Annotated in this window: 21 protein-coding genes; 13 read left to right on the top strand and 8 right to left on the bottom strand. The window is 57.9% G+C overall.

Going from position 1 to position 26,655, the window contains the following annotated elements:
• Nucleotides 1–92 precede the first annotated feature (92 nt).
• The 4 genes from H5P17_RS03350 to ssuD all read right to left on the bottom strand — a co-directional run bounded on the left by H5P17_RS03350 (nt 93) and on the right by ssuD (nt 5,877).
• Nucleotides 93–1,739 carry a methyl-accepting chemotaxis protein gene (locus H5P17_RS03350; RefSeq protein WP_044549114.1) on the bottom strand — a complete coding sequence of 549 codons (1,647 nt, stop codon included), beginning with the start codon at nt 1,737–1,739 and terminating at the stop codon, nt 93–95.
• 482 nt (nt 1,740–2,221) lie between these two features.
• On the bottom strand, nt 2,222–3,616 hold the full coding sequence (locus tag H5P17_RS03345) for an FAD/NAD(P)-binding protein (protein ID WP_182821240.1): 1,395 nt from the start codon (nt 3,614–3,616) through the stop codon (nt 2,222–2,224).
• Nucleotides 3,609–4,700: a dimethylsulfone monooxygenase SfnG gene (sfnG, locus tag H5P17_RS03340; protein ID WP_044549117.1), complete on the bottom strand. Its 1,092-nt coding sequence runs from the start codon at nt 4,698–4,700 to the stop codon at nt 3,609–3,611. The genes H5P17_RS03345 and sfnG overlap by 8 nt, the downstream gene beginning before the upstream one ends.
• Nucleotides 4,701–4,716: 16 nt before the next feature.
• Nucleotides 4,717–5,877 (bottom strand): FMNH2-dependent alkanesulfonate monooxygenase, encoded by a 1,161-nt coding sequence (ssuD, locus tag H5P17_RS03335; RefSeq protein WP_182821238.1) that lies wholly within the window; start codon nt 5,875–5,877, stop codon nt 4,717–4,719.
• A gap of 273 nt (nt 5,878–6,150) precedes the next feature.
• Between ssuD and H5P17_RS03330 the strand changes: the two genes are divergently transcribed.
• The 9 genes from H5P17_RS03330 (at nt 6,151) to urtE (ending at nt 20,072) form a co-directional block, all read left to right on the top strand.
• On the top strand, nt 6,151–8,037 hold the full coding sequence (locus H5P17_RS03330; protein WP_182821237.1) for a sigma-54-dependent Fis family transcriptional regulator: 1,887 nt from the start codon (nt 6,151–6,153) through the stop codon (nt 8,035–8,037).
• 215 nt (nt 8,038–8,252) lie between these two features.
• The gene (gene atzF / locus H5P17_RS03325; RefSeq protein ID WP_182821235.1) at nt 8,253–10,085 is read left to right on the top strand and encodes an allophanate hydrolase; all 1,833 of its coding nucleotides are present in this window, start codon (nt 8,253–8,255) and stop codon (nt 10,083–10,085) included.
• Nucleotides 10,086–10,087: 2 nt separating this feature from the next.
• Nucleotides 10,088–13,711 carry an urea carboxylase gene (uca, locus tag H5P17_RS03320; RefSeq protein WP_182821233.1) on the top strand — a complete coding sequence of 1,208 codons (3,624 nt, stop codon included), beginning with the start codon at nt 10,088–10,090 and terminating at the stop codon, nt 13,709–13,711.
• Between the two features lie 54 nt (nt 13,712–13,765).
• Nucleotides 13,766–14,464, top strand: coding sequence for a GntR family transcriptional regulator (locus H5P17_RS03315; protein WP_044549125.1), 699 nt, complete (start codon nt 13,766–13,768; stop codon nt 14,462–14,464).
• A 107-nt stretch (nt 14,465–14,571) separates the two neighbouring features.
• Nucleotides 14,572–15,840: an urea ABC transporter substrate-binding protein gene (urtA, locus tag H5P17_RS03310; protein WP_182821231.1), complete on the top strand. Its 1,269-nt coding sequence runs from the start codon at nt 14,572–14,574 to the stop codon at nt 15,838–15,840.
• 64 nt (nt 15,841–15,904) lie between these two features.
• Nucleotides 15,905–17,485, top strand: a complete 1,581-nt coding sequence (gene urtB, locus H5P17_RS03305; protein ID WP_182821229.1) for an urea ABC transporter permease subunit UrtB — start codon at nt 15,905–15,907, stop codon at nt 17,483–17,485.
• On the top strand, nt 17,485–18,561 hold the full coding sequence (urtC, locus tag H5P17_RS03300; RefSeq protein WP_182821227.1) for an urea ABC transporter permease subunit UrtC: 1,077 nt from the start codon (nt 17,485–17,487) through the stop codon (nt 18,559–18,561). Before urtB ends, urtC begins: the two co-directional genes overlap by 1 nt.
• On the top strand, nt 18,558–19,364 hold the full coding sequence (gene urtD / locus H5P17_RS03295) for an urea ABC transporter ATP-binding protein UrtD (RefSeq protein ID WP_182821225.1): 807 nt from the start codon (nt 18,558–18,560) through the stop codon (nt 19,362–19,364). Before urtC ends, urtD begins: the two co-directional genes overlap by 4 nt.
• A gap of 9 nt (nt 19,365–19,373) precedes the next feature.
• On the top strand, nt 19,374–20,072 hold the full coding sequence (urtE, locus tag H5P17_RS03290; RefSeq protein WP_182821223.1) for an urea ABC transporter ATP-binding subunit UrtE: 699 nt from the start codon (nt 19,374–19,376) through the stop codon (nt 20,070–20,072).
• Between the two features lie 9 nt (nt 20,073–20,081).
• On the opposite strand, the gene H5P17_RS03285 is transcribed toward urtE, so the two are convergent.
• Both H5P17_RS03285 and H5P17_RS03280 read right to left on the bottom strand, forming a co-directional pair.
• Nucleotides 20,082–20,381, bottom strand: a complete 300-nt coding sequence (locus H5P17_RS03285) for a type II toxin-antitoxin system RelE/ParE family toxin (RefSeq protein WP_182821222.1) — start codon at nt 20,379–20,381, stop codon at nt 20,082–20,084.
• A complete protein-coding gene (locus H5P17_RS03280) occupies nt 20,366–20,629 on the bottom strand; it encodes a type II toxin-antitoxin system ParD family antitoxin (RefSeq protein ID WP_182821220.1) in 264 nt (87 codons plus the stop codon). The genes H5P17_RS03285 and H5P17_RS03280 overlap by 16 nt, the downstream gene beginning before the upstream one ends.
• Nucleotides 20,630–20,769: 140 nt before the next feature.
• Between H5P17_RS03280 and H5P17_RS03275 the strand changes: the two genes are divergently transcribed.
• Together H5P17_RS03275 and acpA are read left to right on the top strand one after the other, a co-directional pair.
• Nucleotides 20,770–21,282 (top strand): DUF2165 family protein, encoded by a 513-nt coding sequence (locus H5P17_RS03275; RefSeq protein WP_182821218.1) that lies wholly within the window; start codon nt 20,770–20,772, stop codon nt 21,280–21,282.
• A gap of 170 nt (nt 21,283–21,452) precedes the next feature.
• The gene (gene acpA / locus H5P17_RS03270) at nt 21,453–23,165 is read left to right on the top strand and encodes an acid phosphatase (RefSeq protein WP_182821217.1); all 1,713 of its coding nucleotides are present in this window, start codon (nt 21,453–21,455) and stop codon (nt 23,163–23,165) included.
• Nucleotides 23,166–23,186: 21 nt separating this feature from the next.
• Here the strand turns inward: acpA and H5P17_RS03265 are convergent, their stop codons facing one another.
• Complete coding sequence (locus H5P17_RS03265) at nt 23,187–23,699, bottom strand: GNAT family N-acetyltransferase (protein ID WP_182821215.1); 513 nt, start codon at nt 23,697–23,699, stop codon at nt 23,187–23,189.
• Between the two features lie 105 nt (nt 23,700–23,804).
• Here H5P17_RS03265 and H5P17_RS26540 point away from each other — a divergent pair, with 105 nt between their 5' ends.
• Together H5P17_RS26540 and H5P17_RS03255 are read left to right on the top strand one after the other, a co-directional pair.
• Entirely contained in the window at nt 23,805–24,581 is a 777-nt protein-coding gene (locus tag H5P17_RS26540) for a hypothetical protein (protein WP_053225530.1), read from the top strand.
• On the top strand, nt 24,574–25,212 hold the full coding sequence (locus H5P17_RS03255; RefSeq protein ID WP_182821213.1) for an RES family NAD+ phosphorylase: 639 nt from the start codon (nt 24,574–24,576) through the stop codon (nt 25,210–25,212). The genes H5P17_RS26540 and H5P17_RS03255 overlap by 8 nt, the downstream gene beginning before the upstream one ends.
• A gap of 62 nt (nt 25,213–25,274) precedes the next feature.
• Here H5P17_RS03255 and H5P17_RS03250 read toward each other — a convergent pair whose 3' ends face one another.
• Entirely contained in the window at nt 25,275–26,489 is a 1,215-nt protein-coding gene (locus H5P17_RS03250) for an FAD-dependent oxidoreductase (RefSeq protein WP_182821211.1), read from the bottom strand.
• Nucleotides 26,490–26,655: the final 166 nt, after the last annotated feature.

The raw sequence follows: 26,655 nt of genomic DNA, 5'->3' as shown, positions 1-26,655 counted from the left end.
ATTGATGAAACCCGCTTCTCAACGCCAACATCCTGTTGGCGTTGTTATTTCTGCGATCTAAACCAATATCAAGCCTGGCTTTTATTCAGCCCTTAAAAACGACTCCAATTCTCAGCGTCATCATCGGCAACCGTTGGTCCTTTCGGTGCGGTAATCACCTGCGGCCGGACATTAATCGCGGCTGGCGCGGACGTGGAGAGTTTGAAAACGGCGACGGTTTGGTTCAGGTGATTGGCCTGATCTTCCAGCGCACTGGCGGCAGAGGCCGATTGTTCAACCAGCGCGGCGTTTTGCTGGGTCACCTTATCCATTTCGTTAACCGCCTGCGCAATCTGAGCGATGCCACGGCTTTGCTCTTCTGAAGCGCTTGAGATCTCCTGCATGGTTTCTGTCACCTGACCGATGGCGGTAACAATCTCCGTCATGGCGCCGTTAACGTTCTCCACCAGATCGTTGCCCTGACTGACGCGCAGCACCGACGTATCAATCAGCGTTTTAATCTCTTTTGCAGCCTGAGCGCTGCGCTGTGCAAGGTTGCGAACCTCACCGGCGACCACGGCAAATCCACGGCCTTGTTCACCCGCACGCGCGGCTTCCACCGCCGCATTCAGGGCCAAAATATTGGTCTGGAAGGCGATACCGTCGATGACGCTGGTGATATCACCAATTTTACGTGAGCTGTCGGCGATATCGCTCATGGTGACGACCATTTTACGCGTAATCTCACCGCCGTTGATGGCACTTTGCGAAGCGCTTTTCACTAACGAGGTAGCTGCACCGGCGCTCTCTGCGTTGTTTTTCACCGTAGCCGACAGTTGCTCCATGCTGGCCGCCGTTTCTTCCAGCGAGCTTGCCTGTTCTTCCGTGCGGCTTGAGAGGTCGTTGTTACCCGCGGCAATTTCCTGCACGCCGGTATAAATGTTTTGCGTGCCTGCACGGACGGCGCTGACGGTATTAGCCAGCTCATCGCGCATATTGCAAAGACCTTGCATCAGCTTGCCAATTTCATTATTCCCATTGGCATTAATTTCAATCGCTAAATTTCCGTGCGCTATTTCTGCTTGATGGTCGATAATCTGATTTATTTTGTTTATCACATGTTTTCTGATCCAGACCAATACCGCGCCAGTCAGCAAGATAAAGATAAAAATAAACGTCAGCGATAAAGGCACCATTTGGCGATAGCTGGCCTGGGCCGCAGCGGCCGCAGGCGTAATAATATCGTTGGCAACGTAGGCAGAAGTATCGTCGAGCGCAGACATGAAATGCGTTGCTGAGCTATTGTGCATAATTGACTGGAAACGGGGGATATCGCCATCTTCCAGGCTGACAATCAATTTAAGCAGATCGCCACGCGCTTTTTCATACAGAGTTTTGACGTTGTTGGTACGCGCTTGCTCATCCTGGTCAGCAAGCGACAGTTGATAAAATTTCTCCATCAGCTTATCAACGTCCACCAGGCGTTGGCGAAGTTCGCCAAGGGATTTTTTCGCCTCGTTGCTTTGTGGCTGCGTGCTGAGCATCAGAGCATCTTTAAGCACTTCTTCACGGATCTCGGTAACGGAAGCGTAGGCATTATCCATTGCCATGATTTGATTAAAGCCGGAGGAGATTTGTGTAAGGCGGGTATTGGTACCTGAAGCGTCCAGAATGCTCCACGCGCCGGAGAATATCTGAATAATACAGAATAGGGTTAAAATCCCCATTAGCCCGTGGGAGATTTTTAATCGTTCAAACATAGTACAACCTGAGATTTCAGTGAGGTGCCAGTGCGGCAAATAACACGCTTTTGCCGCGAGAAGTGCTGTTTGTTTTCGGCAGATTACGGTAAAACTTTAGTGATTAATTGGGGGCGGTTTCTAAGGGCTATATTATCTTTGTTTTTAACTTTTCGTTTTTAGTTGAAACATACAGATAACATGATCTGGCCTGAGATCTATTATCCAAAGCCCTGCAGTAAAGTGAAAGCAATTCCTCGCGGCGGAATAACTTAAGGTTTGTAACGGAGCGTCTTTATTTTTTCTGGTGATTATTAATCATGATTCTATTTTAATGGCGGTGCAGCCAAACCCAAACAGGGCTCAGACTGCTGACAAACGCTCGAAAAGGCTAAACCGGTAGGGGTCGAACATGTTCGACCCGATTTAATTCATTGATTATGCTATTGGGCGCAGCATGCAGCGCCCCTACCATTAAACAACAGAGCACTTTGCCAAAGGCTTCAGCCCGCAGGGCTGATTGGCGAACCACAGAGCAATTGCTGCGCCAGCGATTCTGCGTGTTGCGCCACCTGCGGCAATCCCATCAGTTCACCGAAGCGTCCGCGGGCGGCGGGGCCTGCCACGTAGAGACCATCGTTACTTTTCCCCTGGCGATTAATCGTTCGCGAGTGAGCATCAACCCAAATTCCCAGCGCCAGCGGATCGGGCTGGATAGCCCCTTCCGCTGCGAGCTGCTTCAACAGCGCATCGCTCTTGAGCAACGCACCGTGCGCTGGGCCGGTAGTGACGATCAGTTTATCCACCCGCAGGGTTTCCGTGGCGGCTTGACCACGGGCCTTCAGCGTCAGAATGATCGTTTCTTTGTCTGTCGCAACCTGCTTAAGGCTGGCGGCCAGGACCTTAAGACGCCCATTCTGCTGTAATAGGGACAACACCTCGCTGACCTGCGGTGCGATGCGATAACGGTGCACGTCCCACCATGGGCGCAGATGGCGCAGAAAGCGTTGCTGTTCTTTCAGCGAAAGCCGTTGCCAAATCTGCTGTCCGTTCAGCCGGATGTCATCCAGTACTCCTTGCCAGGGCAGGCCTTCCAGGGCAGCCTGCGCCACCTCCTGTCGAACCCGTCGCAGCCAGGCACGGGCGCTTTCCGCCTGTGGACGCCGATAGTCAAGCGGGCGGGGCGGGGACTCACCGGTCAGATTTGGCCGGGGAAGCTGGCCGCGGCGCGAGAATGCCAGGATCGGCCCACGGTGCCCCTGACGGTAAAGCGAGGCCACCACGTCGGACATGGTTAACCCGGAACCGATGATAGCCACCCGCGCACTCTTCTCCACCCCGCTCAAGGCATCTGTCTGCCATGGGTTGGCGATCAGGCCAGGATGGTCTTGCAGCACCTGCTGTAGTTGTCTTGGTACGGCAGGGGGAGGGTGGCTGATGGCCAGCACCACCTGATCCGCGTGATATTTATCCCCGGAGGCCGTCAGCACCTCTGCATTTTTCAGCGCCACGGCATAATCCTGAACATGAATGACCTGTACCGGCGATGTTTCCAGCGCGGCGGCCAGCTTATCGAGGATATAGGCGGCGAACCGTCCCCGTTGCGGATAAAGGCTGCCATCCGTCCAGAGCGCTTTGTCATCCTGTTTGAGGCCTCCCTCCGCCCTCAGCCAGCGATCGAAATCGCCTTCTTCTGCGGCGGAAAGCTGCATACGGGCGGCAGGGACGTTAATGCGATGCGCCGGGTCGACCGTGCTATAAGCCACGCCCTGAGCCAACTGGGCGCGAGGCTCGATCACGATCACCTTCAGGCCGGCGCTGCCCAACCGCGCCAGATGAATAGCCAGCGCGGTACCGCTAAAGCCACCGCCAATGATGACAATCTGCCGATCAGCCATGACTTAACACCGGTTGCTGCTGGCGTTCCAGCTCGCGAACCCGCGGGATCACTTCGCGACCAAAGAACTCCACCTCTTCCTGAAAATGCAGGAAGCCCAGCAGCATCAGGTCCACGCCGGCCTGCTTGAGTTCGATGATCCGCTCCGCTATCTGCTGCGGGGTGCCAATCAGGTTTGTTTTGAAGCCATCGTTATATTGCACCAAATCCTCCAGCGTCGATTTCGCCCAGTTACCTTCCCCTTCAGGGGAGGCGCTACCGGCATTTTTCACCTCAGACTGGAACCCTTTCACCGCATCCGGATTCGCATGATCCAGAATATCACGCAGTACGCTTTGCGCTTCCTGCTCCGTTTGGCGGGCAATGACGAAGCCATTGACGCCGATCCTGACCCTGTGTTGGTTTTCAGCGGCTTTTAGCTGGATATCTTCAACCTGCTGACGAATGCCTTCCGGGGTGTTGCCGTTGGTGAAGTACCAGTCGGACACGCGCGCGGCCATATCCCGTGCGGCTCTTGAACTGCCGCCCTGGAAAATCTCCGGTTGCGGATCCAGCGGTTTCGGTTTCAGCGAATAGTCGCGGAAGCGATAAAAATCACCGGCAAAAGTGAAACTGTCCTGCTGCCAGATGCCCTGCAGGCAGCGAATGAACTCTTCCGAACGCAGGTAGCGCTCCTCGTGATCGAGCCAGGGTTCGCCGATGGCCTTGAATTCGCCCCGGAACCAGCCGCTGACGATATTGACCGCAATACGCGCGTTGGACAGATGGCTGATGGTGGCAATCTGTTTGGCGGCGAGCGTTGGGTTCCATGGGCCCGGCAACAGGGCGGCGATGACCTTGAGCTTCTCCGTCGCTCCCAGCAGGTCCTGTGAAAATGTCACCGACTCATGTTGATTATCTGCGCCATAGCCGGCGGTAAAGCGGATCTGCGTCAGGGCATAGTCAAACCCGGCGCGCTCGGCAATTTGCGCCAGCTTGCGGTTATAGTTTGCATCCCAGCTGGTACGCTGAGGGATTTGGCTGATCACCAGGCCACCCGAGACGTTAGGGACCCAGTAGGCGAACTTGATCGGTTCATTGCTCATGGTTTTCTCCTCAGTTTCACTTTTTCACCGGACGACGATCGCCACCGATGGTTTCTCCAAATGGCCCGGTGTTGACCGTGCGCTGGCGTTTTTCGACGTTGCCCGCCAGTGGCAACAGCGGCATCACCAGTTCGGCAAACCGGTGAGCCTCTTCCAGATGCGGATAACCCGAGAAAATAAAATTAGTGATCCCCAATGCCTGATATTCACGGATGCGGTCGGCAACCTGTTGTGGATTGCCGACCAGCGCGGTACCTGCGCCGCCGCGCACCAGCCCCACGCCTGCCCATAAGTTTGGGGCGATGCGCAAGCTGTCCTTCGAGCCGCCGTGCAGTGCGCTCATGCGGGCCTGTCCGGTCGAGTCCATACGCGAGAAAATTTTCTGTGCGGCGGCGATGGTGTCATCATCCAAATGGGCAATCAGTTTGTCGGCGGCAGCCCAGGCTTGCTCTTCCGTTTCCCGAACAATGACGTGCAGGCGAATGCCGTAGTCCAGCGTGCGTCCGCGCTCCTGTGCGCGCTGACGCACCACGGCAATTTTCTCCGCCACCTGCTCAACCGGTTCGCCCCAGGTGAGATAGGTGTCGATCTGGCTCGCCGCCACCTCCAGCGCTTCCTCTGACGAGCCGCCAAAAAATAGCGGCGGCCCGTTTTCCTGCACCGGCGGAAACAGCACTTCAGCGCCTTCCACCCGCAAGTATTCGCCCTGAAAATCGACCTTTTCGCCTTTCAGCAGGCGGGAATAGACCTCCAGAAATTCGCGCGTGACCCGATAGCGCTCGGCGTGACTGAGGAAGATCCCATCGCCTTTGTTCTCGACGGGATCGCCACCGGTAACCACGTTGATTAACAGGCGGCCCTCCGAAAGGCGATCCAACGTGGCGGCCATCCGCGCGGCAAGGCTCGGGGGCTGCAATCCAGGGCGCACGGCGACCAGATAGCGAAGACGCTTGGTGAGGGGGGCGAGTGCGGCAGCGACCAGCCAGGAGTCCTCACAGCTTTTGCCGGTTGGGATCAGCACGCCGTAATAGCCAAGGTTGTCCGCCGCCAGCGCAACCTGTTGCAAATAAGGCAGATCTACCGCTCTTCCGCCCTCGGTCGTGCCTAGATAGCGCCCGTCGCCGTGGGTCGGTAAGAACCAGAATACGTTGATGTTGTGCGCCTGCTGTTCGCTCATTATCCATTTCCTATATAACGATATCTTAATTTATTCAATAGAATTTCCATGCTTGGTTATAAACAACCAAGCAGAAAGCATGCCAAAATGATGAGGTTTTTTTGTTTTTATTTATTAATGAGTTAGCGATTTTTGCCGTGGGCGGTTTTGCTGCAAATGCAGCAGTGACTGATGGCGGGCTGTTGCATTTGCAGCAAGGCGGTGGTTGAGCCTCTCGTCTTGTCCGCCCCCTGTCGGTATTGTTTCTGTACTGCTCTCTTAAAGGTATCGACGATGCAAAGCTCCGGCCCCCGGTTAATTGATCCCGCTTCTCTTGCCTTCCAGAACGTTCTGGATCGGCTGGCCCCGACGGACGCCACCGTGCTTATCGTGGGCGAAACCGGCACGGGTAAGGAGGTGGTGGCTCGTTATCTGCACCATCACAGCCTAAGGCGCGATCGTCCCTTTCTGGCGGTGAACTGTGGGGCGCTGACGGAGAGCCTTGCCGAATCGGAACTGTTTGGACACGAGAAAGGTGCCTTCACCGGGGCGGTGGATCGCCACCAGGGGTGGTTCGAGGCGGCAGAAGGGGGCACCTTGCTGCTGGATGAAATCGGTGAGTTAAGCCTGCCGCTACAGGTAAAGCTGCTGCGCGTATTGCAAGAACGGGAAGTGACCCGGGTGGGTTCCCACCGGCCGGTAAAAGTGAACGTCCGCGTTGTGGCCGCCACCCATGTTGACCTGGCTAATGCCATCCACGAACGTCGCTTTCGTGAAGATCTTTACTACCGGCTTAACGTGGCCGCCGTGACTCTGCCTCCTTTGCGCCAGCGGCGGCAGGATATTCCACTGTTGGCTGAGCATTTCCTGACGCTGTACGCGCGGCGGTTGGGGCGCCCTCAGCTGCGTCTCAGCGCAGAGGCGCTGGCCACGCTGATGGATTACCCGTGGCCGGGGAATATCCGCGAGCTGGAAAACACCCTGCATAATGCAGTGCTGCTCAGCAAAGCGCCATTGATTACGCCGCAGCAGTTGAGGCTAAGCGCTGGAATATCCGGCTTGCCGCCTGCGGGGGATGATTCGCTGGACAGTTTCCTGCGCCAGCAGTTGGCGGGTAACGATGGCACGATCTACCAGCGGGTGATCGACTCGCTGGTGCGCAATGCTTTTGAACTGAGCCAGGGTAACCAGTTGCAGGCCGCGGCGCTGTTGGGGATCAGCCGCAATACGCTGCGTACCCATCTGGGGCATCTTGGCTTAATCAAAGCCAGGAGAAGCACCGGCGGCACGGCGTTAAAATCTGAGCGGGAGACCGGCGGTCGCGAACGCGAACTGCGTATTGGTTACCAGAAGTTTGGCAACCTGGGAATACTCAAGGCCCGTCAGTCGCTGGAGGCGCGCCTGGCCGACAGTGGGGTGAGCGTATTGTGGAGCGAGTTTCCTGCCGGTCCTCAATTACTGCATGCCCTGACTAACCGAGAGATCGATTTTGGCACCACCGGCGAGGTGCCTCCTTTATTTGCTCAGGCCGGCAACAGTCCATTGCTGTACGTTGCCTGGGAACCGGCAGCACCGCAAAGCGTGGCGTTGCTGGTCACCGACGACAGCCCGATCCGCACGCTTGCCGACCTGCGCGGAAAGCGGATTGCGGTCAATAAAGGCTCCAATGTGCATTATCTGCTGTTGCAGATCCTTGATGAAGCCGGATTGACGCTGGAAGACGTACGGGTGGTGTATGCGCCGCCGAAATACCCGCTGACCCCCAGCGATCATCATGCGGTAGATGCCTGGATGATGTGGGATCCCTTGCTGAGCGATGCCGAACAAAGCGGGCAGTTCAGGGTCATCGCCAACGGCGTAGGGCGGGTCAGCAACCATCAGTTCTATCTTGCTCATCGCGATTTCGCCGGCCACTCTTCCGATTTACTGCACGGACTGATGGCGGCGTTGGAACAAACCGGGCGCTATATTGACGCCCATCGCGACGAAGCGGCAACGCTATTGTCGACCGAATTGGGGCAAGGTATCTCCTCGCTCACCCACGCTCTGGCTCGTCGTAGCCATCAGACACGCCGCATGGATTTAAACATCATTCGACAGCAGCAGGCGATAGCCGATCGCTTTTACGCTTTGGGGCTGTTACCCCGAGCGATTAAAGTTCGCGAGGCGATATGGCAGTGACGGGTTAACCCCCGTCATCAAGCCTGTTCTCGACGCTAATTCATTCATCAAAGTGGGCTGCACCTTTTTTGCTCGCCGATTGTGCCGCGCTGGTGCAGGATGATGATTTTATTTCCATAAGTTTTAATTATAATTTATTGAAATCAGACGATTAAAAATTGGCACGTCGGTTGCTCTATTGAATCCCATCTTGTGTACTAGATGGAATTCAGCCGATGACCCAGCCTGATAATAAGCTACGCGGTTTCACCCTCAGCGAATGGCAACACCACTATCACACCCGCCCGGCCGACGAGCGCATTGCCTGCGTGCGCGCTACCCTGACTGCACTGGCCGCCGAGCTGCCGGCGGATGACAACGCCTGGCTGTATCTTGCCAGCGCCGCACAGCGTGAAGTGCAGTACCAAAGATTGGCGCAGCGGCTTGAAGCGATCGCCGGCGATATCAGCCAGCTTCCGCTGTTTGGCGTACCCTTTGCGGTAAAAGACAACATCGACGTCGGCGGCTGGCCGACCAGCGCGGCCTGCCCGGAGTTCGCTTATCTGGCGGCGTCGGACGCCACCGTGGTCGCCAATTTGTGCGCTGCCGGTGCCATCGTGATCGGTAAAACCAATCTCGATCAGTTCGCGACCGGGCTGGTGGGCACCCGTTCGCCACACGGCGCGGTGGTCAACAGTTTCGATAGCCGCTACGTCAGCGGCGGTTCCAGCTCCGGGTCGGCGTCGGTAGTGGCGCGCGGCCTGACGCCGTTTTCTCTGGGCACCGACACCGCAGGGTCGGGCCGCGTGCCGGCCGGATTCAACAATATTGTCGGCCTGAAACCGACCAAAGGCGGGCTGTCGAACCGTGGCGTGGTGCCCGCTTGCCGATTGAATGACACCGTATCTGTGTTTGCCCTCACGGTGGCGGACGCGGCGCTGGTGGCCGAATTGGCCGGCGGCTATGACCCAGCCGATGCCTATTCCCGCATTAACCCCCGTACCGCCCCGGCGGATTTACCTGCGTCACCGCGTTTCGCGGTGCCTGCGCAACTCGAATTTTTCGGCGATGTGCAGGCCGAGCGGGCATTTCAGCGGGCGCTGACGCAGTTGAAAAGCGGCGGCGTGACGCTGGAAACCCTCGATTTTACGCCGTTTCGCGTGCTGGCGGAGCAGCTCTACTACGGCCCCTGGGTGGCGGAGCGCACAGTGGCGGTCGAAGCGATGCTGAGCGCCAACCCGCAGGCCATCAACCCGGTGGTGCGCGGCATCGTCAATAACGGCCTGAAGTACAGCGCCTGCGATGCTTACAAGGCGGAATATCTGCGTGCCGAACTGACGCGGCAGATTGAGCAGCGACTGGCTCCCTTTGATGCGCTGGTGGTGCCGACCTCGCCGACGATCCGCACCCTGGCGGAAATGGAGCAAGAGCCGGTGTTGTTTAACTCGCAGTTCGGCACCTACACCAATTTCACCAACCTGGCCGATCTGAGTGCACTGGCGCTGCCCGCGCCGATGCGTGACGACGGATTGCCTGCCGGTATCACCCTGATTGCCCCCGCCTGGCACGATCGTGCGTTGGCGGCGTTCGGCCTGCGCTGGCAGCAGGCTCAGGATCTGCCGCTTGGCGCAACGGGTCGCCGGTTACCTGCTCCTCAATGCTTGACGCCATCCAGCCAGCACGTGCGGGTAGCCGTGGTCGGTGCGCACCTCAGCGATATGCCGCTGAATTTCCAGCTCGTGCAACGCGGGGCAACCCGCGTAGAGCAAACCACCACCGCGCCGTGCTATCGCCTGTACGCCCTCGCCAATAGCCAACCGCCAAAGCCGGGGTTGGTCAAAGCCGCTCAGGGTGCCGCCATCAGCGTCGAGCTATGGGATATCCCGTTGGCGCATTTTGGCGAATTCGTGGCCGAGATCCCGGCGCCGCTGGGCATGGGCACCTTGCTGCTGGCAGACGGGCGGCGGGTGAAAGGCTTTATCTGCGAACCCTGGGCGCTAGAGGGCGCGACGGACATCACTGAATTTGGCGGATGGCGCCACTATATCGCCAGCCAGAAGGGGGCCTGATCATGTTTACTACCGTATTAATTGCCAACCGCGGCGAAATTGCCTGCCGGGCGATCCGCACCCTGAAACGTCTGGGCATCACCAGCGTAGCGGTCTATTCCGACGCCGATCGCAATGCGCCGCACGTGACCGAGGCTAATCTGGCGATACCGCTCGGCGGCGACAAAGCCGCTGACAGCTATCTGTGCATCGACAAGATCCTGGCGGCCGCGGCGCAAACCGGCGCGCAGGCGATTTATCCGGGTTATGGCTTCCTTTCCGAGAGCGCTGAGTTTGCCGATGCCTGTGAAGCGGCGGGCATCGCTTTTATCGGCCCGACGGCGGCGCAAATCCGCGAGTTTGGCCTGAAACACCGCGCTCGCGAGCTGGCAGCGGTGGCGCAGGTGCCGATGACACCGGGTACGGGCCTGCTGAACAGCGTCGAGGAGGCGGTCAGCGCCGCTGGCCGGATTGGCTATCCGGTGATGTTGAAAAGCACCGCCGGTGGTGGCGGCATTGGCCTGACGCGCTGCGACGATGAAGCCGCACTGCGTGAGGCTTATGACAGCGTAAAACGCCTGGGCGAGCAGTTCTTCCGCGACTCTGGGGCCTTTATCGAGCGCTTTGTCGATCAGGCCCGGCACGTGGAAGTGCAAATATTTGGCGACGGTCAGGGCTGGGTGGTGGCGCTTGGCGAGCGCGACTGTTCATTACAGCGCCGCAACCAGAAAGTGGTGGAGGAAACCCCGGCACCGAACCTGCCGGCCGCTACCCGGCAGGCGCTGCATCAGGCGGCGGTGGCGCTGGGGGCCTCGGTCAACTACCGCAGCGCCGGCACCGTGGAATTTATCTACGACGCTGCACGTGACGAGTTTTATTTTCTTGAGGTGAATACTCGCCTGCAAGTGGAGCATCCGGTGACCGAATGTGTCACCGGGCTGGATCTGATCGAATGCATGTTACAGGTGGCGGCGGGCGATGTGCTGGACTGGGCGGCGTTGCAACGAGCGCCGCAGGGGGCGTCGATTGAAGTCCGTATTTATGCCGAAGATCCGCTGAAGCATTTCCAACCCAGCCCCGGCGTGCTGACTGAAGTGCACTTTCCGGATGACGTGCGAGTCGACGGTTGGGTAGCCACCGGCAGCGAAGTTTCGGCATTTTATGACCCGATGATCGCCAAGCTGATTGTTCATGGCGAAGACCGTCGCCAGGCGCTGGAGAAAATGCGTGTCGCGCTGGATGCAACCCGGCTGCACGGGATTGCCACTAACCTGGACTACCTGCGACAAGTCATTGCAACGGAGGCATTTCAGAGCGGCAGCGTCTGGACCCGCATGCTGGACAGCTTCCGGTTCCAACCCCACAGCATTGAAGTGCTGCAGCCGGGGACTTACAGCAGCGTGCAGGATTACCCTGGTCGCCTCGGCTATTGGGATATCGGCGTACCGCCGTCCGGGCCGATGGACGACTTCGCTTTCCGGCTGGCCAACCGCATTGTCGGCAACCACCCCAGCGCCGCCGGGCTGGAGTTTACGCTGCAGGGGCCGACCCTGCGCTTTCATTGCGACGCCATCATTGCCCTGACCGGCGCGGACTGCCCGGCCGATCTGGACGGCGAACTCCTGGCCTACTGGCAGCCGATAGCGGTTAGCGCCGGCCAGGTATTGCGATTAGGACGGGCGCAGCGGGGTTGCCGCACCTATCTGGCGGTGCGCAATGGCTTCGACGTGCCGGTGTATTTGGGCAGCCGTTCGACCTTTGCGCTGGGGCAGTTTGGCGGCCACGCCGGCCGCACCCTGCGCGTGGCGGACATGCTGGCGGTATCGCAACCGGGTTTGGCAGCCACCACTACTCCGGCGCCGATTGCGGCCCCGCAGGTAATGGACGAAAGCCTGATCCCGCAGTACGGCAATCTGTGGAATATCGGCGTGCTGTATGGTCCGCACGGCGCACCCGACTTCTTTACCCCGGCATCCATCGAACGTTTCTTTGCAGCCGAATGGCAGGTGCATTACAACTCCAACCGGTTGGGCGTGCGCCTGTCCGGGCCTAAACCGGAGTGGGCGCGGCAGGACGGCGGCGAGGCGGGGCTGCACCCGTCCAACGTGCACGACTGCGAGTACGCCATCGGTGCGATTAACTTCACCGGCGATTTCCCGGTGATCCTTACCCGCGACGGACCGAGCCTGGGCGGTTTTGTTTGCCCGGTGACCATCGCCAGGGCGGAGCTGTGGAAGGTCGGTCAGGTGAAACCGGGCGATCGCATCCGTTTTCATCCTATCGGTTTCAAGCAGGCGCAGTCGCTGGAGCAGGCGCAGCTCGGCAGTATCGAAGCCCTGGCGGCGGTGAAGGCCATCACCCTGGCACCCCCGGATCTGATGCCGGGCACCACCGCCTCCGCCACCATAGTGGCGGCGTTACCGGCCACCGACAGTCGGCCAGCGGTGGTCTACCGCCAGGCGGGGGATGGATACATTTTGCTGGAGTACGGCGACAACGTGCTCGATCTGGCGCTGCGGCTGCGCATCCATTTGCTGATGCAGTCGCTCAAGCAGGATGCGATCCCCGGCGTGGAGGAGTTGGCACCCGGCGTGCGATCGCTGCAGATCCGTTATGACAGCCGCATTCTCGGTCAGGCTGATTTACTCCAGCGCTTGTTGGCGCGCGAACAGGCGCTGGGTGATGTCAGCCAACTGAAAGTGCCGACGCGAACGGTTTATCTGCCGATGGCGTTTGAAGATTCCGCCACGCTGGGCGCGGTGGAACGTTACCAGCAGACGGTGCGTCCGTCGGCCCCCTGGTTGCCGAACAACGTCGATTTTATCCAGCGCATCAACGGGCTCGGCAGCCGCGAGCAGGTGCGCGACATCATCTTCGACGCCAGTTACCTGATCCTCGGGCTGGGCGACGTCTACCTGGGCGCGCCCTGTGCGGTGCCGATCGACCCGCGGCACCGTTTGCTCAGCTCCAAATACAATCCGGCGCGCACCCATACCGCCGAAGGCACGGTCGGCATCGGCGGCATGTACATGTGCATTTATGGCATGGATTCGCCGGGCGGCTATCAGTTGGTCGGACGCACGTTACCGATTTGGAACAAATTTCTCAAAAACCCGCAGTTCAACCCCGGTGAGCCCTGGCTGCTGCACTTCTTCGATCAGGTGCGTTTCTACCCGGTCAGCGAGCAGGAGCTGGATGAGCAGCGAGAGGCGTTCCGCGAAGGGCGCGCGCAGATCCGCATTGAGGACAGCGAATTCGATTTTGCCGATTACCGCCGTTTTCTGGCGGACAACGCGGAAGACATCAGCGCCTTCCAGCAGCGCCAGCAACAAGCATTCAGCCACGAAGTGACGCGCTGGCAGGCGGAAGAGGAGGAGGCCGAGGCCCAATTGTTGCCACCGCCGACGGATGAGGAAGAGGTGGATGGCGACCTGGTCAGCGCCGACCTGAACGGCAGCGTGTGGAAGATCCTGGTCGAGCCGGGGCAAAGGGTGGAAGCCGGTCAGCTGTTGATCGTGGTCGAGGCAATGAAAATGGAACTGGCGGTCACCGCGCCGCGTGCCGGGATCGTCAAGCGCATCAGTTGCCAGCAGGGGCGGCCGGTGGGGCCGGGCGATGCGCTGCTGTGGCTGGAACACGCCAGCTGACGCTCAATCATTCACGTCGGGGCGTGGTATGTGGCCCCCACAGAGAGGCATGCGATGCAAATCACCAATAACCGCAGCAAGGCACGGCCGGAGGGGCTGGCGGAACGTATCTATCTGCAGCTCAAGGACGACATTTTTGATTTTCACCTGCTGCCGGGCGATCGCTTCAGCGAAAACGAAATTGCCGTGCGTATGGACGTCAGCCGTACGCCAGTGCGTCAGGCGTTGTTCTGGCTGGAGCGCGAGGGCTACGTAGAGGTGCATTTTCGCAGCGGCTGGCAGGTGCGCCCGTTCGATTTTGCCTACTTCGAGGAGCTGTATGACCTGCGCATCGTGTTGGAGTGCGAAGCGGTAAAACGGCTGTGCGCCCGATCAATGGGCGAGGTGCCTGAGCAGTTGGCGGCGCTCACCCGTTTTTGGATCGACGAACCGCGGCTGGAGGAGGGGAAAACCGTCTCCGTGCACGACGAGCAGTTTCATATGGCGCTGGTCGAGGCAGCGGGGAATGGAGAAATGGCGCGTATTCATCGCGATCTGACCGAGAAAATTCGCATCATTCGTCGGCTCGATTTCACCCAGGAAAGCCGGGTTGAGGCGACCTACAACGAGCACGCCGCCATTTTGCGGGCGATCTTGCAACACCGAACCGAGGAGGCGCAAACGCAGCTCAGTCACCATATTGCCGTCAGCAAGGCTGAAGTAAGAAAAATAACTCTGCATATGCTGCATCAGGCCCGGCTTCGTCAGCCATAACCCGGCGTCTTTCGAGCGGTGGGGCGGTTAGCGGCAACTCGAAATTCATAGGGGTAATTCTGCTTAACAAGGTGGGTTTTCTAACATCAACATCAGGAGTTTGAATTATGCAACGTCGTCACTTTATAAAAGCTTTTGCGTTGTCCGCCACCGTGGTCGGCATGGGTATGGCCTGGGGCGTACAGGCCGCCGACACCATCAAGGTCGGCATCCTGAGTTCGCTGTCCGGCACCATGGCGATTTCTGAAACGCCGCTGAAAGACGTGGCGCTGATGACCATCGACGATATCAACGCCAAAGGTGGCGTATTGGGTAAAAAGCTCGAACCGGTGGTGGTGGATCCGGCCTCCAACTGGCCGCTGTTCGCCGAGAAGGCGCGCCAGCTGCTGAGTCAGGACAAGGTGGCGGCGGTATTTGGCTGCTGGACTTCGGTGTCGCGCAAGTCAGTGCTGCCGGTGTTTGAAGAGCTGAACGGCCTGCTGTTTTACCCGGTGCAGTACGAAGGGGAAGAGATGTCGCCGAACGTGTTCTACACCGGTGCCGCGCCTAACCAGCAGGCAATCCCGGCGGTGGAGTATCTGCTGAGCGAAGACGGCGGAGCGGCCAAACGCTTCTTCCTGTTGGGGACCGACTACGTGTATCCGCGCACCACCAACAAGATATTGCGCGCTTTCCTGCATTCGAAAGGGATCCAGGATAAAGACATTGAAGAAGTCTATACGCCGTTCGGTTACAGCGACTACCAAACCATTGTCGCCAACATCAAGAAATTCTCCGCCGGTGGCAAAACTGCGGTGATCTCCACCATCAACGGTGACTCCAACGTTCCCTTCTACAAAGAGCTGGCTAACCAGGGGATCAAGGCTACCGATGTGCCGGTGATTGCCTTCTCGGTCGGTGAGGAAGAGCTACGCGGTATCGACACCAAACCGCTGGTGGGCAACCTGGCGGCCTGGAACTACTTCGAGTCGGTGGATAACACGACCAACAAGCAGTTTGTCAGCGAATGGCGAGCCTACGCCAAGGCCCATAACTTGCCGAACTATGCCACCGCCGTGACCAACGACCCGATGGAAGCGACCTATGTCGGTATCCACATGTGGGCGCAGGCAGTTGAGAAGGCCGGAACTACCGACGTTGATAAGGTGCGCGCCGCCATGGCCGGGCAGACTTTCGCTGCGCCATCGGGCTTTACCCTGACCATGGACGCCACCAACCACCACCTGCATAAGCCGGTGATGATCGGTGAGATTGAAGACAACGGTCAGTTCAACGTGGTGTGGCAGACCGATGCGCCGGTCCGCGCTCAGCCGTGGAGCCCGTACATTGCCGGCAACGACAAAAAGCCGGATCACCCGGTAAAAGGCGGTCAGTAAAATCCGGTTCCCCCGCAGCGGCGGGGGGCTGGCTGCGTAACGCCCCATTGCGACGAGACATCCGATGAAACTTTTCTCTTTAAGCCGACTCAGGCCTCTGTGTTTTCTGCTGTGCTGCCTGCCCATGTTTGCGCAGGCGGGGCCGGCCGATGATTTTGCTGCGGCCAGCCGCACGCAGCAAGCCGCATTATTGCAAGCGTGGGCCACCGCGCCTGAGGCTTCGCGCCTGCCGCTGCTGCAAGCGTTGAAGCAGGAAAACCTGGTGATCGACCAGGCCAAACATGCCTTTGTTCAGCAGGGCGAAAACTACCAGCCCTTGTCTGGCAGCGCGGCCCCGGTCGGCACGCCGAAGAAGCTGTGGTTGAACAACCGGCTGCGCATCCTGATTGCCAACGCGTTGTCGGCGCATCGGCTGGTCAGCGAGGACCCGGCAGTGCGTTTACAGGCGGCGCAGGCCCTGCAGCGCGAGGCGCAAAGCGATCAGTTGCCGCTGCTGACCCAGCGTTTGGCGCTGGAACAAGACAGCCGGGTGCATGAGGCGTTGAGCATCGCGCTGGCGAATCTGCAACTGAACGATGCCGACGCCGGGGTGCGACTCAACGCGGTGCGCTTGCTTGGCAGTTCGGGCGATCCTGAAACGCAAACGCGCCTGCAGGCGTTGACGGAGACAGATCATGAGCCAGACGCCGCGGTACGTGCCGAAGCGATGAAAAGCCTGAGCAGCGTGAAACATCGGCTGATGATCGGTGACCTGATCGGCCAGGCCTTTACCGGCCTGTCGCTGGGGTCGATCCTGCTGTTGGCGGCGCTCGGTTTGGCAATCACCTATGGCCTGCTGGGGGTGATCAACATGGCGCACGGCGAAATGCTGATGCTCGGCGCCTATTCGGCTTATCTGGTTCAGGGGCTGTTTCAGCAGTTTGCGCCGCAGTGGCTGGCGCTGTATCCGCTGGTGGCACTGCCGGCGGCGTTCACCATCACGGCCTGCATCGGCATGGCGCTGGAGCGCACGGTGATCCGCCACCTTTATGGCCGACCGTTGGAAACGCTGCTGGCCACCTGGGGCATTAGCCTGGTGCTGATCCAAGGGGTACGGGTGCTGTTTGGTGCGCAAAACGTGGAGGTCGCGAACCCGGCCTGGCTGTCGGGCGGCATTCAACTACTGCCGAATCTGGTGCTGCCATGGAACCGCATTGCCGTCATCGTGTTTGTGGTACTGGTGCTGACCCTCACCTGGCTGTTGCTGAATAAAACCCGACTGGGCATGAACGTGCGGGCCGTGACGCAAAACCGTGCCATGGCCGCGTGTTGCGGTGTCCCCACCGGTCGTGTCGATATGCTGGCGTTCGGGTTGGGGTCCGGCATTGCCGGGTTGGGCGGCGTAGCCTTGTCGCAACTGGGCAACGTCGGGCCCGAGCTGGGGCAGGGCTATATCATCGACTCCTTCCTGGTGGTGGTGCTTGGCGGTGTGGGCCAGTTGGCCGGTACGGTGGTGGCGGCTTTTGGCCTCGGTATCCTCAACAAAATTCTTGAACCACAGATTGGCGCCGTGCTGGGTAAAATCCTGATCCTGGCGCTGATTGTCCTGTTTATTCAAAAGCGTCCTCAGGGGCTATTTGCCCTCAAGGGCAGGGTGAACGACTGATGAGCCAACCTTTGACTGTAACCGGGGTGCAAAAGGCCCCCCGACTGGCGCTGGGCATCGGCGGGCTGGCGTTGCTGACGCTGTTAATCATGCCTTTTCTCGCGCTGTTACCGGCGGGTCACCCGCTGGCGATCTCCACCTATACCCTGACGCTGGTAGGCAAAATTCTGTGCTATGCCGTGGTGGCGGTAGCGCTTGATCTGGTGTGGGGCTATGCCGGGTTGTTGTCTCTGGGACATGGGCTGTTTTTCGCCCTGGGCGGCTATGCGATGGGCATGTACCTGATGCGCCAGGCGGCGGGAGAGGGCTTGCCGAGCTTTATGGCATTCCTGTCCTGGAGCGAATTGCCCTGGTTTTGGAGCGGCACTCAGTATTTCGCCTGGGCATTGTGCCTGATCGTGCTGGTGCCGGGCGTGCTGGCCTTCGTGTTCGGCTACTTCGCCTTCCGTTCAAAAATCAAAGGCGTCTATTTTTCCATCATGACTCAGGCATTGACCTATGCCGGTATGCTGCTGTTCTTCCGCAACGAAACCGGCTTTGGCGGTAACAACGGCTTTACCGGTTTCACCACGCTGCTGGGTTTTCCGATCGTCGCGACCGGCACGCGGGTGGCGTTGTTTCTGGCAACGGTGTTGTTGCTGGCGGCCAGTTTGGCGATCGGTTTTGCTCTGGCTCGCAGCAAGTTTGGCCGGGTGTTAACCGCGGTGCGCGATGCGGAAAATCGCCTGACGTTTTGCGGCTACGATCCCAAAGGTTTCAAGCTGTTCGTCTGGACGCTGTCGGCGGTGCTGTGCGGCCTGGCCGGGGCGTTATATGTGCCGCAGGTGGGCATCATCAACCCCGGTGAAATGTCGCCGACCAACTCGATCGAGGCCGCTATCTGGGTGGCACTCGGCGGGCGCGGCACCTTGGTGGGGCCACTGCTCGGCGCCGGTATCGTCAACGGCGCCAAAAGTTGGTTCACCATGGCAATCCCTGAATACTGGCAGTTCTTCCTTGGCCTGATGTTTATCATCGTCACGCTGTTCTTGCCGAAGGGGGTTATCGGCCTGCTACGCAGAAGGAAATCACAATGAATTCGCTGCAAATGACCGACGAGTTGTTCACCCAACCGTTGCCGGCGGATAGGCACCGTCAGCAAACCGATCCCGTGCTGCTGCTCGACAACATCAACGTCAGCTTCGACGGTTTTCGTGCGCTGAGTGATTTGTCGCTGCAGATTGGCGTAGGGGAACTGCGCTGTGTAATCGGGCCAAACGGGGCAGGGAAAACCACCTTGATGGATGTGATCACCGGCAAAACCCGGCCGGACAGCGGCAGAGTGTTTTACGATCAAACGGTCGATCTGACCGCGTTGGATCCGATGCAGATAGCCCAGGCCGGCATTGGCCGCAAGTTTCAAAAGCCTACGGTGTTTGAGGCGCTGACGGTGTTCGAAAATCTTGAGATTGCCCAGAAGGCGCAGAAATCGGTGTGGGCCTGCCTGCGCGCCAGGCTCAGCGGTGAGCAGCGCGACCGTATCGATGAGATGCTGAAAACCTTGCGGCTGGGTCATGAGCGCCATCGGCCCGCCGGGCTGCTGTCCCACGGGCAAAAGCAATTTCTGGAGATTGGCATGCTGTTGGTGCAAGAGCCGCACCTGTTGCTGCTCGACGAACCGGCCGCAGGGATGACGGATGCAGAAACCGAGTACACCGCCGAGCTGTTCCGCGCGTTGGCGGGCAAGCATTCGCTGATGGTGGTAGAGCACGACATGGGCTTTGTCGAAACCATCGCCGATCATGTCACCGTGCTGCATCAGGGCCAGGTGCTGGCGGAGGGCTCTTTGGCGCAGGTGCAGGCCAACGAGCAGGTGATTGAAGTTTATTTGGGGCGCTGAGGAACCACTATGTTGCAAGTTAACGAGCTGAATCAATACTACGGCGGCAGCCATATTTTACGCGGCCTGTCGTTTGAGGCCCGCATCGGTGAGGTGACCTGCCTGCTGGGGCGCAACGGCGTGGGGAAAACCACGCTGCTGAAATGCCTGATGGGGCTGATCCCGGCTAAAAGCGGCACCCTCAACTGGCAGGGGGTGGCCCTTAACGGCAAAAAACCGCATCAAAGGGTGCAGGCGGGCATCGCCTATGTGCCGCAGGGGCGGGAGATTTTTCCGCGCCTGACGGTAGAGGAAAACTTGCTGATGGGGCTGGCGCGTTTTTCCGGCACGGAGGCACGTAAGGTGCCGGCACATATTTATGAGTTATTCCCCGTCTTGCTGCAGATGAAAGATCGGCGCGGTGGCGATCTCTCTGGCGGGCAGCAACAGCAGTTGGCGATTGGGCGTGCGCTGGCCTGTCGGCCGCAGTTGTTGATCCTCGACGAGCCGACCGAAGGGATCCAACCTTCGGTGATCAAAGAGATCGGCGCAGTGATCAAGCAGTTGGCGGCAGGTGGCGATATGGCTATCTTGCTGGTGGAGCAGTTCTATGATTTTGCTGCCGAACTGGCAGACAGCTATCTGGTGATGTCGCGTGGCAGCATAATTCAGCGCGGGGCAGGCAGCGCGATGGAGCAGGACGGCGTACGCGGGCTGGTGGCGATATAAACGTAAGGATTACCCAATAAATTGCGTGCGGGTGGGATCCCGGGAGTGATGCAAAACCCTGATGATTCTTACCCAATGGATATCTTCACGAAAATAAATGAGATGCCCAGCCGTTGGCAGAACGCAGAGATCTTGCTTAATCAAGGCTAGATTTCTGCCAAGCTGAAAATGGCTAAGATTATCAAATGCTTTATGAATATGGCTAAGGTAGTCTTCGGCGGCTTGTAATCCATACCGCTCCAGGCCATAGAAATAAATATCTTCCATGTCATCCAGCGCTTTTGGGCGGACGACTATTTTTCTTCGCATCCTTTTGTTTTACTCCGTATTCTTTCCATGAACACATCGCGATCCCACTCTAGGGCTTCGCCACTATTTTCACCTTCGGCGATCAAGCGGCGCAGTTCTTCCAGTTTTGATGCAGCGGTACGTTCGCGCAGGGTACGTACCGATTCGCGGATGACCTCGCTTGGGGTTCGGTAGTCGCCGCTGGCGACCAGGCCTTCGACAAAACCACGCAGCTCTTCACCCAGGTCTACCGTTAATGTTCTGCCCATTGTGCGCCTCCATCAATTATGTCTCTTTTGTAAGATTTGTTCTTACAATATAGTTGCTAAGATACTCCAGGAACTGACCGACTGCAAACCTCGGTCCGTTTGGATAATCGGGGATACACCTAAAATAATTAAGGATAATTATGAACGAAATCAATATCTCACGCCTGTCTTGTATCGTCCTGTCACTGTTTCCGGCCCTGTGGGGGCTTTTCAGCCTGCTGAACAATACTGCTGATTTTGTCAATACCGCCCGGCATGCCGTGGGGCCCCTGCTAACTATGCAAAATACCTATCAGGTGCCCGGTCTGATGTGGCGTGCCATCACCGCGCCCTGGGCCGGAATGGTCGGGTTGGCGTTGATTACCCTGCTGGAGTCTCTGGCCGGGATCGCGGCAACCTTGGGCATAGTGTTGATGGTGAAACATATGGGTCACCCTTATGCGACGTTCGCCAGAGGCAAAGCCTGGGCCATGCTGGGTGCGCTATGTGCGATTGCCGTGTGGGGCATCGGTTTTATGGTGGTCGCCGGCGACTGGTTTATGGCCTGGCAGGCCAAAGAGGATCCGCTGGCGGTACAACTGGGTGCCCTGCTGTATATGGTGCCCAATACGCTGGCGCTGATGTTGTTGATGCTGCAACGGGACTCGCGATAGGCGCTGAGGGGGCGGCATTTTAATAAAACTGCGGCGAAGTTCGCGAAAGTGTTGCCAAATGCTAACCTGCCGCAGTCTGTCACATTTCGTTCATAATTGTGCCATAGCATAATGACTCTTAAATAAATTGACAATAAATCAAAAGGTTAATTATTTTTGAGGGAACAGGCATGAGCGATAAACCACAGAATGATTTGCCGCCGTCGGCGCAGGATCAACAGCAGCAACCGAGCAACCCGGCGCGTCGCCGCTTTTTGGCGGGGGCGACGGCATTGGGCGTTGGCGCCTCCCTTGTCCCCTTGGCCGGAGCCGCGACGGAGGGAAACAAAAAAGTGCTGCTAAACGCTTTGCCGCAAAGTGCGCAAAACTCGTTGCTGCGGCGCTATGTGAAGAATGTGGTGGTGATTTACGCCGAAAACCGCAGCTTCAACAACCTGTTCGCCAATTTCCCCGGGGTAGAAAAACCGCTGTCGGCGCTCAAGCCGGAGGAGTACCAGCAACGCGATCGCGATGGTCAACTGCTGGATACGCTGCCGCCGATCTGGAAAGGTCTGGTGCCGAAGGCTCAGGAAGTCGGGCATGTTAACTACAAAATCGACGAAGATGCGGTTTTTACCACTCAACTGCCGAATCAGCCGTTTGTCCTGACCGGGCCGCAGGGCGAAAACCTGCCGCATGGCGTGGTAACCCGCGATCTGTGGCACGTGTTTTATCAGAACCAGATGCAGATCAACGGCGGCAAAAATGACAAATTCGTCGCCTGGGCCGATTCCGGTGCTCTGACCATGGGCTATTACGGCGACGGCGCATACAACCTGCGGTTGTGGACGTTGGCGCAGGAGTTTACCCTGTGCGATAACTTCTTCCAGGGAGCCTTTGGCGGCTCCTTCCTCAACCACCAGTATCTGATTTGCGCCCGTCCACCGTTTTATCCCGACGTGCAAAATTCTGTCGCCAAAGACGGCATTGCTCAGCTTGAAAGCGACGACGTGGCGGACTGGCGTTTGAAGCCGCTGAGCGATTCGCCGGTCAGCGCTTCGTTCGGCATTCCGCTGTTCGGCAAAAGCCTGCTGACGCCGGACGGTTACGCGGTCAATACCATGGCGCCGCCGTACTGGCCGTCATGGACGCAGGATGAGAAAGATCCGACGCTGGCGGATGTCACCATGCCCAACGTTATGCCGCCACAGCAACACCCGCACATTGGCGATTTGCTCAGCCAGAAAGGGATCGATTGGGCCTGGTACGCCGGTGGCTGGCAGTACGCGCTGGACAACCGCAAAGATCAGGGCGATTTTCCCGGCGCACCGGATTTTCAATATCATCATCAGCCGTTCAATTACTTCGAAAATCTGGGGCCGGCCAACCCGCAGGCGCGCGAAGCCCATTTGCGTGATGGCGGTATTGGCGATTCAACCAGCGGCAATAAATTCCTGGCAGCGGTGGAAGCGGGCACCTTGCCGCCGGTCGCTTTCTACAAGCCACAGGGCAACCTCAATATGCACGCCGGCTATTCGGATGTCGAAGCCGGTGACCGCCATATTGCCCATATCATCAACAGTCTGCGTAATGGCCCGCAGTGGGACAACAGCGTGGTGGTGATTACCTTCGATGAAAACGGTGGCTGGTGGGATCACGTTGCACCGCCGCAGGGGGATCGTTGGGGACCTGGCTCGCGCATCCCGGCGTTGGTGATCTCACCGTTCGCCCGCAAGGGATATGTCGATCACCAAGTGTACGATACCGGATCCATCTTGCGATTCATCAGTCGGGTGTTTGATTTGCCAACGCTGGAAGGGCTGACCGAGCGCGATAAGGCAATGGCGACGCGTGGCCAGAAACCCTTGGGGGATCTGACCGGCACGCTGGAGTTTCCGGGGTAACTGAACGCATCAAGGCTGGAGTTACAGCGCTTTCGACATATACCAGATGCCGATGGAACCTTGGGCGCTGGTGTAGCAGGTCTCGCCGCAAATGCTCAGCCCCTGACGTTGGTAAAAACGTTGGGCGCTGGTGTTGCGCTTTAGCACCTCCAGCCACAGCGTTGTCTGCCGGCGTTCGAGTGCCCGCTGCTGTACCTGTTCAAAAAAACGCTGGCCGTAACCCTGGCCGGCATATTCCGGCAGGAAATAGATTTTCTGCAGCTCTGCGCCCGTCTGCTGAGTGGGGGCCAGCAGGCTGTTGAAGTTCAGCCGTGCATAGCCCACCAGACGCTCGTCTTCATAGCCCAATAGCCAGCACACGTCCGGATCCTGCAGGGTCTGCTCCAGGGCTTCGACCGCAAAGTCCTGAGCCAAAAAAGCATCCAATTCCGCTTGATGGTGCCAAAGTTCGCCAAAATGGGCCTGATAAGTACGAATACCGACGTCACGAACTAGCGCTAAATCATGGCGTAAAGCCTGGCGAATACTGAACATGTAGACCTCTTGGTGGATAGTAACAGGGCCGTTGGCGAGGATTTAGACAATCTGTCGCATACGATATATACTCAATATACTCAATATCCGCATACCGGAGGGAGTATGACCGAGAAACAACACACCCACCGTCGACAGGGGCATCGCGTGGCCATGCAGATGCTCACTGCCGATCAGCTACAGCATCTTAAGCCAAGTAACGGTTCGACGCGATTCCTGGTAGTTGAAATTGATCCCGATGCCCATCAACCGAAAGCGAGAGGCCGGGGAAACGTCGGTAATAGCGCTTTGCGTAAAAAATTGACGGACATGGTCAATGACCCCGCGGTGGATCCGAATACGGCGATGCAAATGCTGGAGATTGCGTGGGATATGGTGACAAAGTCTGCTGGAGTGAAGGTTCCGGTAACTGCAGTCGACATTGAAAGCGAAGCCAGTAAACCTGACGCCGATATTTTTGCCGGTTTTGACGAATTCAGAGCCCGAAATGAAGAGCGGAAACAGGATCTTCGCCAATATATTTTGGCAGATGCCACCTGGCTGACGTCATCCGATCTTTCCGACAAGGCGGGTTTCAAAAATCGTAACCGCAGCGCCGGGCCAAATGGGTGGAAGCAACGCGGAAAAATTTTTGCGATTAACGTTGAGGGCCACGACCGTTATCCGGCTTACGCGCTGGATGAGGCTTACCAGCCGCTAAAAATCCTTAAAGAGATATTGGCCCTGTTCGGCGAAACTGCCAGTCCATGGTCGATTGCGAGTTGGATGGGGACGACGAATAGCTGGCTGGGAGGCAAAAAACCCAAAGACGTACTGAAGCAACAGCCTGCCGCGGTTTTGCATGCCGCCCTTAAAGAAAAGGCGGGGGCGCAGCATGGCTGATGAGTTAATGCCGCCGGCCGGAAAGATCAATATCAACAAGAGAACCCTTAAGGCAGGGACGCCGCTATATCGTATCCACAGAGAAAAATACGCCGGCGACGCTTTTAATGGCAGCACGGAGGGAGATGCGCGGTTCAGCCCGATTCGCGATCAAAGTAATAAAGTTATCGCAACCGTTTATGCTGGTGACAATACCAAAGTAGCCCTGTGCGAAGTGCCTTTGCACGATCTCGATTTCTCGCTGCGACATGTCGGGTTTAATGTTGGACGGCTGGCGGGGTTGGTCCACACTGAGCTGATAGTGAAGGCCGAGTTGCAACTTGCCGTCCTGGATCAACCTGGTTTGGCCAAGATGAGGGCGTCTAAAAAAGTTGCGCATTGTGACGCCGTACACTATCAGGTGACGCGTAAATGGGCTGAGGCTATCCATGCGCAGCATAAGGAAATTCAGGGATTGGTTTGGCCGTCAAAACAGCATCCGGGCAATGCCTATGTTCTGTTTGGCGACCGCTTTAATGGAAACGAGTTATCTATTGCTGTTAACACGGTATCAGTAACAGATAAAAGCGTTTTAATACATCTATTCGAACTGGCCGATAGCATGGGGATTACGCTTCTGGAGGGGGATTGAGCACGCCAATATTATCGGTTTAGCATTTTTCCTCTCTTCTTCCTGATTCTGGCAGAGCACGATCAGTCCAAATGCTTCGGCGTTTCGCGCCTGAACCCCAGACCGATGATCCGGCCAAATAAATGTGGCAACCAACGGCTGTTGCCTACCCGGGCCATCAGTTTGGAGCCCTCACTTGCGCGGCGTTTTTTCGGCCGGCGCTGGCTCATTTTGATTTGCAGAAACTGGGTGGCTTTGGTGGGGAAATTGCGGCGGCGCTGTACCTGCAGCAGGTGTTTTAGCTGCAAGCGCTGGCTGCGCAGCGGGGCAATGATTGCGTTGGCGGTTGCGACCGCATCCTGAATTGCCAAATTCACCCCAACGCCGCCGATGGGTGACATGGCGTGCGCGGCATCGCCTATGCACAGCACGCCCGGCTTGGCCCACTGATCCAGACGATCGATGCGGATGCTGAGCAGCTTCACCTGTTCCCAACTGACGATCGTCTGCAGGCGATGATCCTGGAACGGCGCCACCTCGGCAATCTGCAGCAAAAAATTCTCCAGCCCATCTTGTTGGATCGCCTCGAAACTGCCTTTGTCGATCGAATAGCCGCACTGCCAGTATTCACCCCGGTCGATCATGATGAAGTTTTGCTTCGGCCCGGTGTGGCCCATCGACCAGGCCGGGTCGCCGACCTTTTTATCGATCTTCATCCATAACACGTCGCGCGGTGAGCCAAAGCTGTGGCTGCTGAGAGAAGCCTGTTCGCGCACCACCGAGTTGCGTCCGTCGGTACCTATCACCAACTGGCAGCGAACGCGGATCGGCCCTTCGGGCGTGTCCGCCAGCACGCCGCAGACCTGGCCGCGATCGTACAACAGCTGGTGTACCTGCGCGGACTTGATCAGTGTGAATTCGGGAAAGGCGGCGGCCTTTTCTGCCAGAAAGTTGAGAAACTCCCATTGCGGCATAAAGGCGATAAATTTGCAGCGGGTAGGCAGATGTGTGAAGTCGGCCAGCCGAATGTCACGTCCGGCGATCTCGGCATGCAGCGTTTCTGCACGCTGGTGTGGCAGAGCCAGCAATTCTTCCAGCAGGCCAAGCTGGTGCATGATTTCCAGCGTCGAGGGGTGAATGGTATCGCCGCGAAAATCACGCAAAAAATCGGCGTGTTTTTCCAGCACCATCACGTTAATGCCGGCCCGTGCCAACAGATAGCCGAGCATCAGCCCGGCGGGGCCGCCGCCAACGATACAACAACGGGTGACATAAGGCGTGATCAGGGACTGTGGCATAGCGGTGACCTCAACGAGTCGCATCCTGCAAATCGTTATTGAAAACTTTATTTTGATAATGATTATCAATATCAAATATGACTGTCAACCCGTGGCACTGTGTGGTCAAAGAGGGAAAACCGATTTTTTTGGCCCGTGCTCGCCTGGCTTCAGGCTTTACCTCATC

It is taken from the genome of Serratia sp. OS31, from assembly GCF_014164835.1.
Taxonomy (GTDB): Bacteria; Pseudomonadota; Gammaproteobacteria; order Enterobacterales; family Enterobacteriaceae; genus Serratia; species Serratia liquefaciens_A.
This window is presented reverse-complemented; position numbering and strand designations above follow the sequence as displayed.

Bases quoted from the DNA above. Each gene is read 5' to 3' on its own strand.
- urtD (WP_182821225.1), top strand. From the start codon at position 18,558: ATGAATTCGCTGCAAATGACCGACGAGTTGTTCACCCAACCGTTGCCG.
- acpA (WP_182821217.1), top strand. From the start codon at position 21,453: ATGAGCGATAAACCACAGAATGATTTGCCGCCGTCGGCGCAGGATCAA.
- urtA (WP_182821231.1), top strand. From the start codon at position 14,572: ATGCAACGTCGTCACTTTATAAAAGCTTTTGCGTTGTCCGCCACCGTG.
- H5P17_RS03350 (WP_044549114.1), bottom strand. From the start codon at position 1,739: ATGTTTGAACGATTAAAAATCTCCCACGGGCTAATGGGGATTTTAACC.
- H5P17_RS03265 (WP_182821215.1), bottom strand. From the start codon at position 23,699: ATGTTCAGTATTCGCCAGGCTTTACGCCATGATTTAGCGCTAGTTCGT.
- sfnG (WP_044549117.1), bottom strand. From the start codon at position 4,700: ATGAGCAATGAACCGATCAAGTTCGCCTACTGGGTCCCTAACGTCTCG.
- H5P17_RS03285 (WP_182821222.1), bottom strand. From the start codon at position 20,381: ATGCGAAGAAAAATAGTCGTCCGCCCAAAAGCGCTGGATGACATGGAA.
- urtB (WP_182821229.1), top strand. From the start codon at position 15,905: ATGAAACTTTTCTCTTTAAGCCGACTCAGGCCTCTGTGTTTTCTGCTG.
- atzF (WP_182821235.1), top strand. From the start codon at position 8,253: ATGACCCAGCCTGATAATAAGCTACGCGGTTTCACCCTCAGCGAATGG.
- H5P17_RS03280 (WP_182821220.1), bottom strand. From the start codon at position 20,629: ATGGGCAGAACATTAACGGTAGACCTGGGTGAAGAGCTGCGTGGTTTT.
- H5P17_RS03275 (WP_182821218.1), top strand. From the start codon at position 20,770: ATGAACGAAATCAATATCTCACGCCTGTCTTGTATCGTCCTGTCACTG.
- H5P17_RS03255 (WP_182821213.1), top strand. From the start codon at position 24,574: ATGGCTGATGAGTTAATGCCGCCGGCCGGAAAGATCAATATCAACAAG.
- urtC (WP_182821227.1), top strand. From the start codon at position 17,485: ATGAGCCAACCTTTGACTGTAACCGGGGTGCAAAAGGCCCCCCGACTG.
- H5P17_RS03250 (WP_182821211.1), bottom strand. From the start codon at position 26,489: ATGCCACAGTCCCTGATCACGCCTTATGTCACCCGTTGTTGTATCGTT.
- H5P17_RS03330 (WP_182821237.1), top strand. From the start codon at position 6,151: ATGCAAAGCTCCGGCCCCCGGTTAATTGATCCCGCTTCTCTTGCCTTC.
- H5P17_RS03315 (WP_044549125.1), top strand. From the start codon at position 13,766: ATGCAAATCACCAATAACCGCAGCAAGGCACGGCCGGAGGGGCTGGCG.
- uca (WP_182821233.1), top strand. From the start codon at position 10,088: ATGTTTACTACCGTATTAATTGCCAACCGCGGCGAAATTGCCTGCCGG.
- ssuD (WP_182821238.1), bottom strand. From the start codon at position 5,877: ATGAGCGAACAGCAGGCGCACAACATCAACGTATTCTGGTTCTTACCG.
- H5P17_RS26540 (WP_053225530.1), top strand. From the start codon at position 23,805: ATGACCGAGAAACAACACACCCACCGTCGACAGGGGCATCGCGTGGCC.
- urtE (WP_182821223.1), top strand. From the start codon at position 19,374: ATGTTGCAAGTTAACGAGCTGAATCAATACTACGGCGGCAGCCATATT.
- H5P17_RS03345 (WP_182821240.1), bottom strand. From the start codon at position 3,616: ATGGCTGATCGGCAGATTGTCATCATTGGCGGTGGCTTTAGCGGTACC.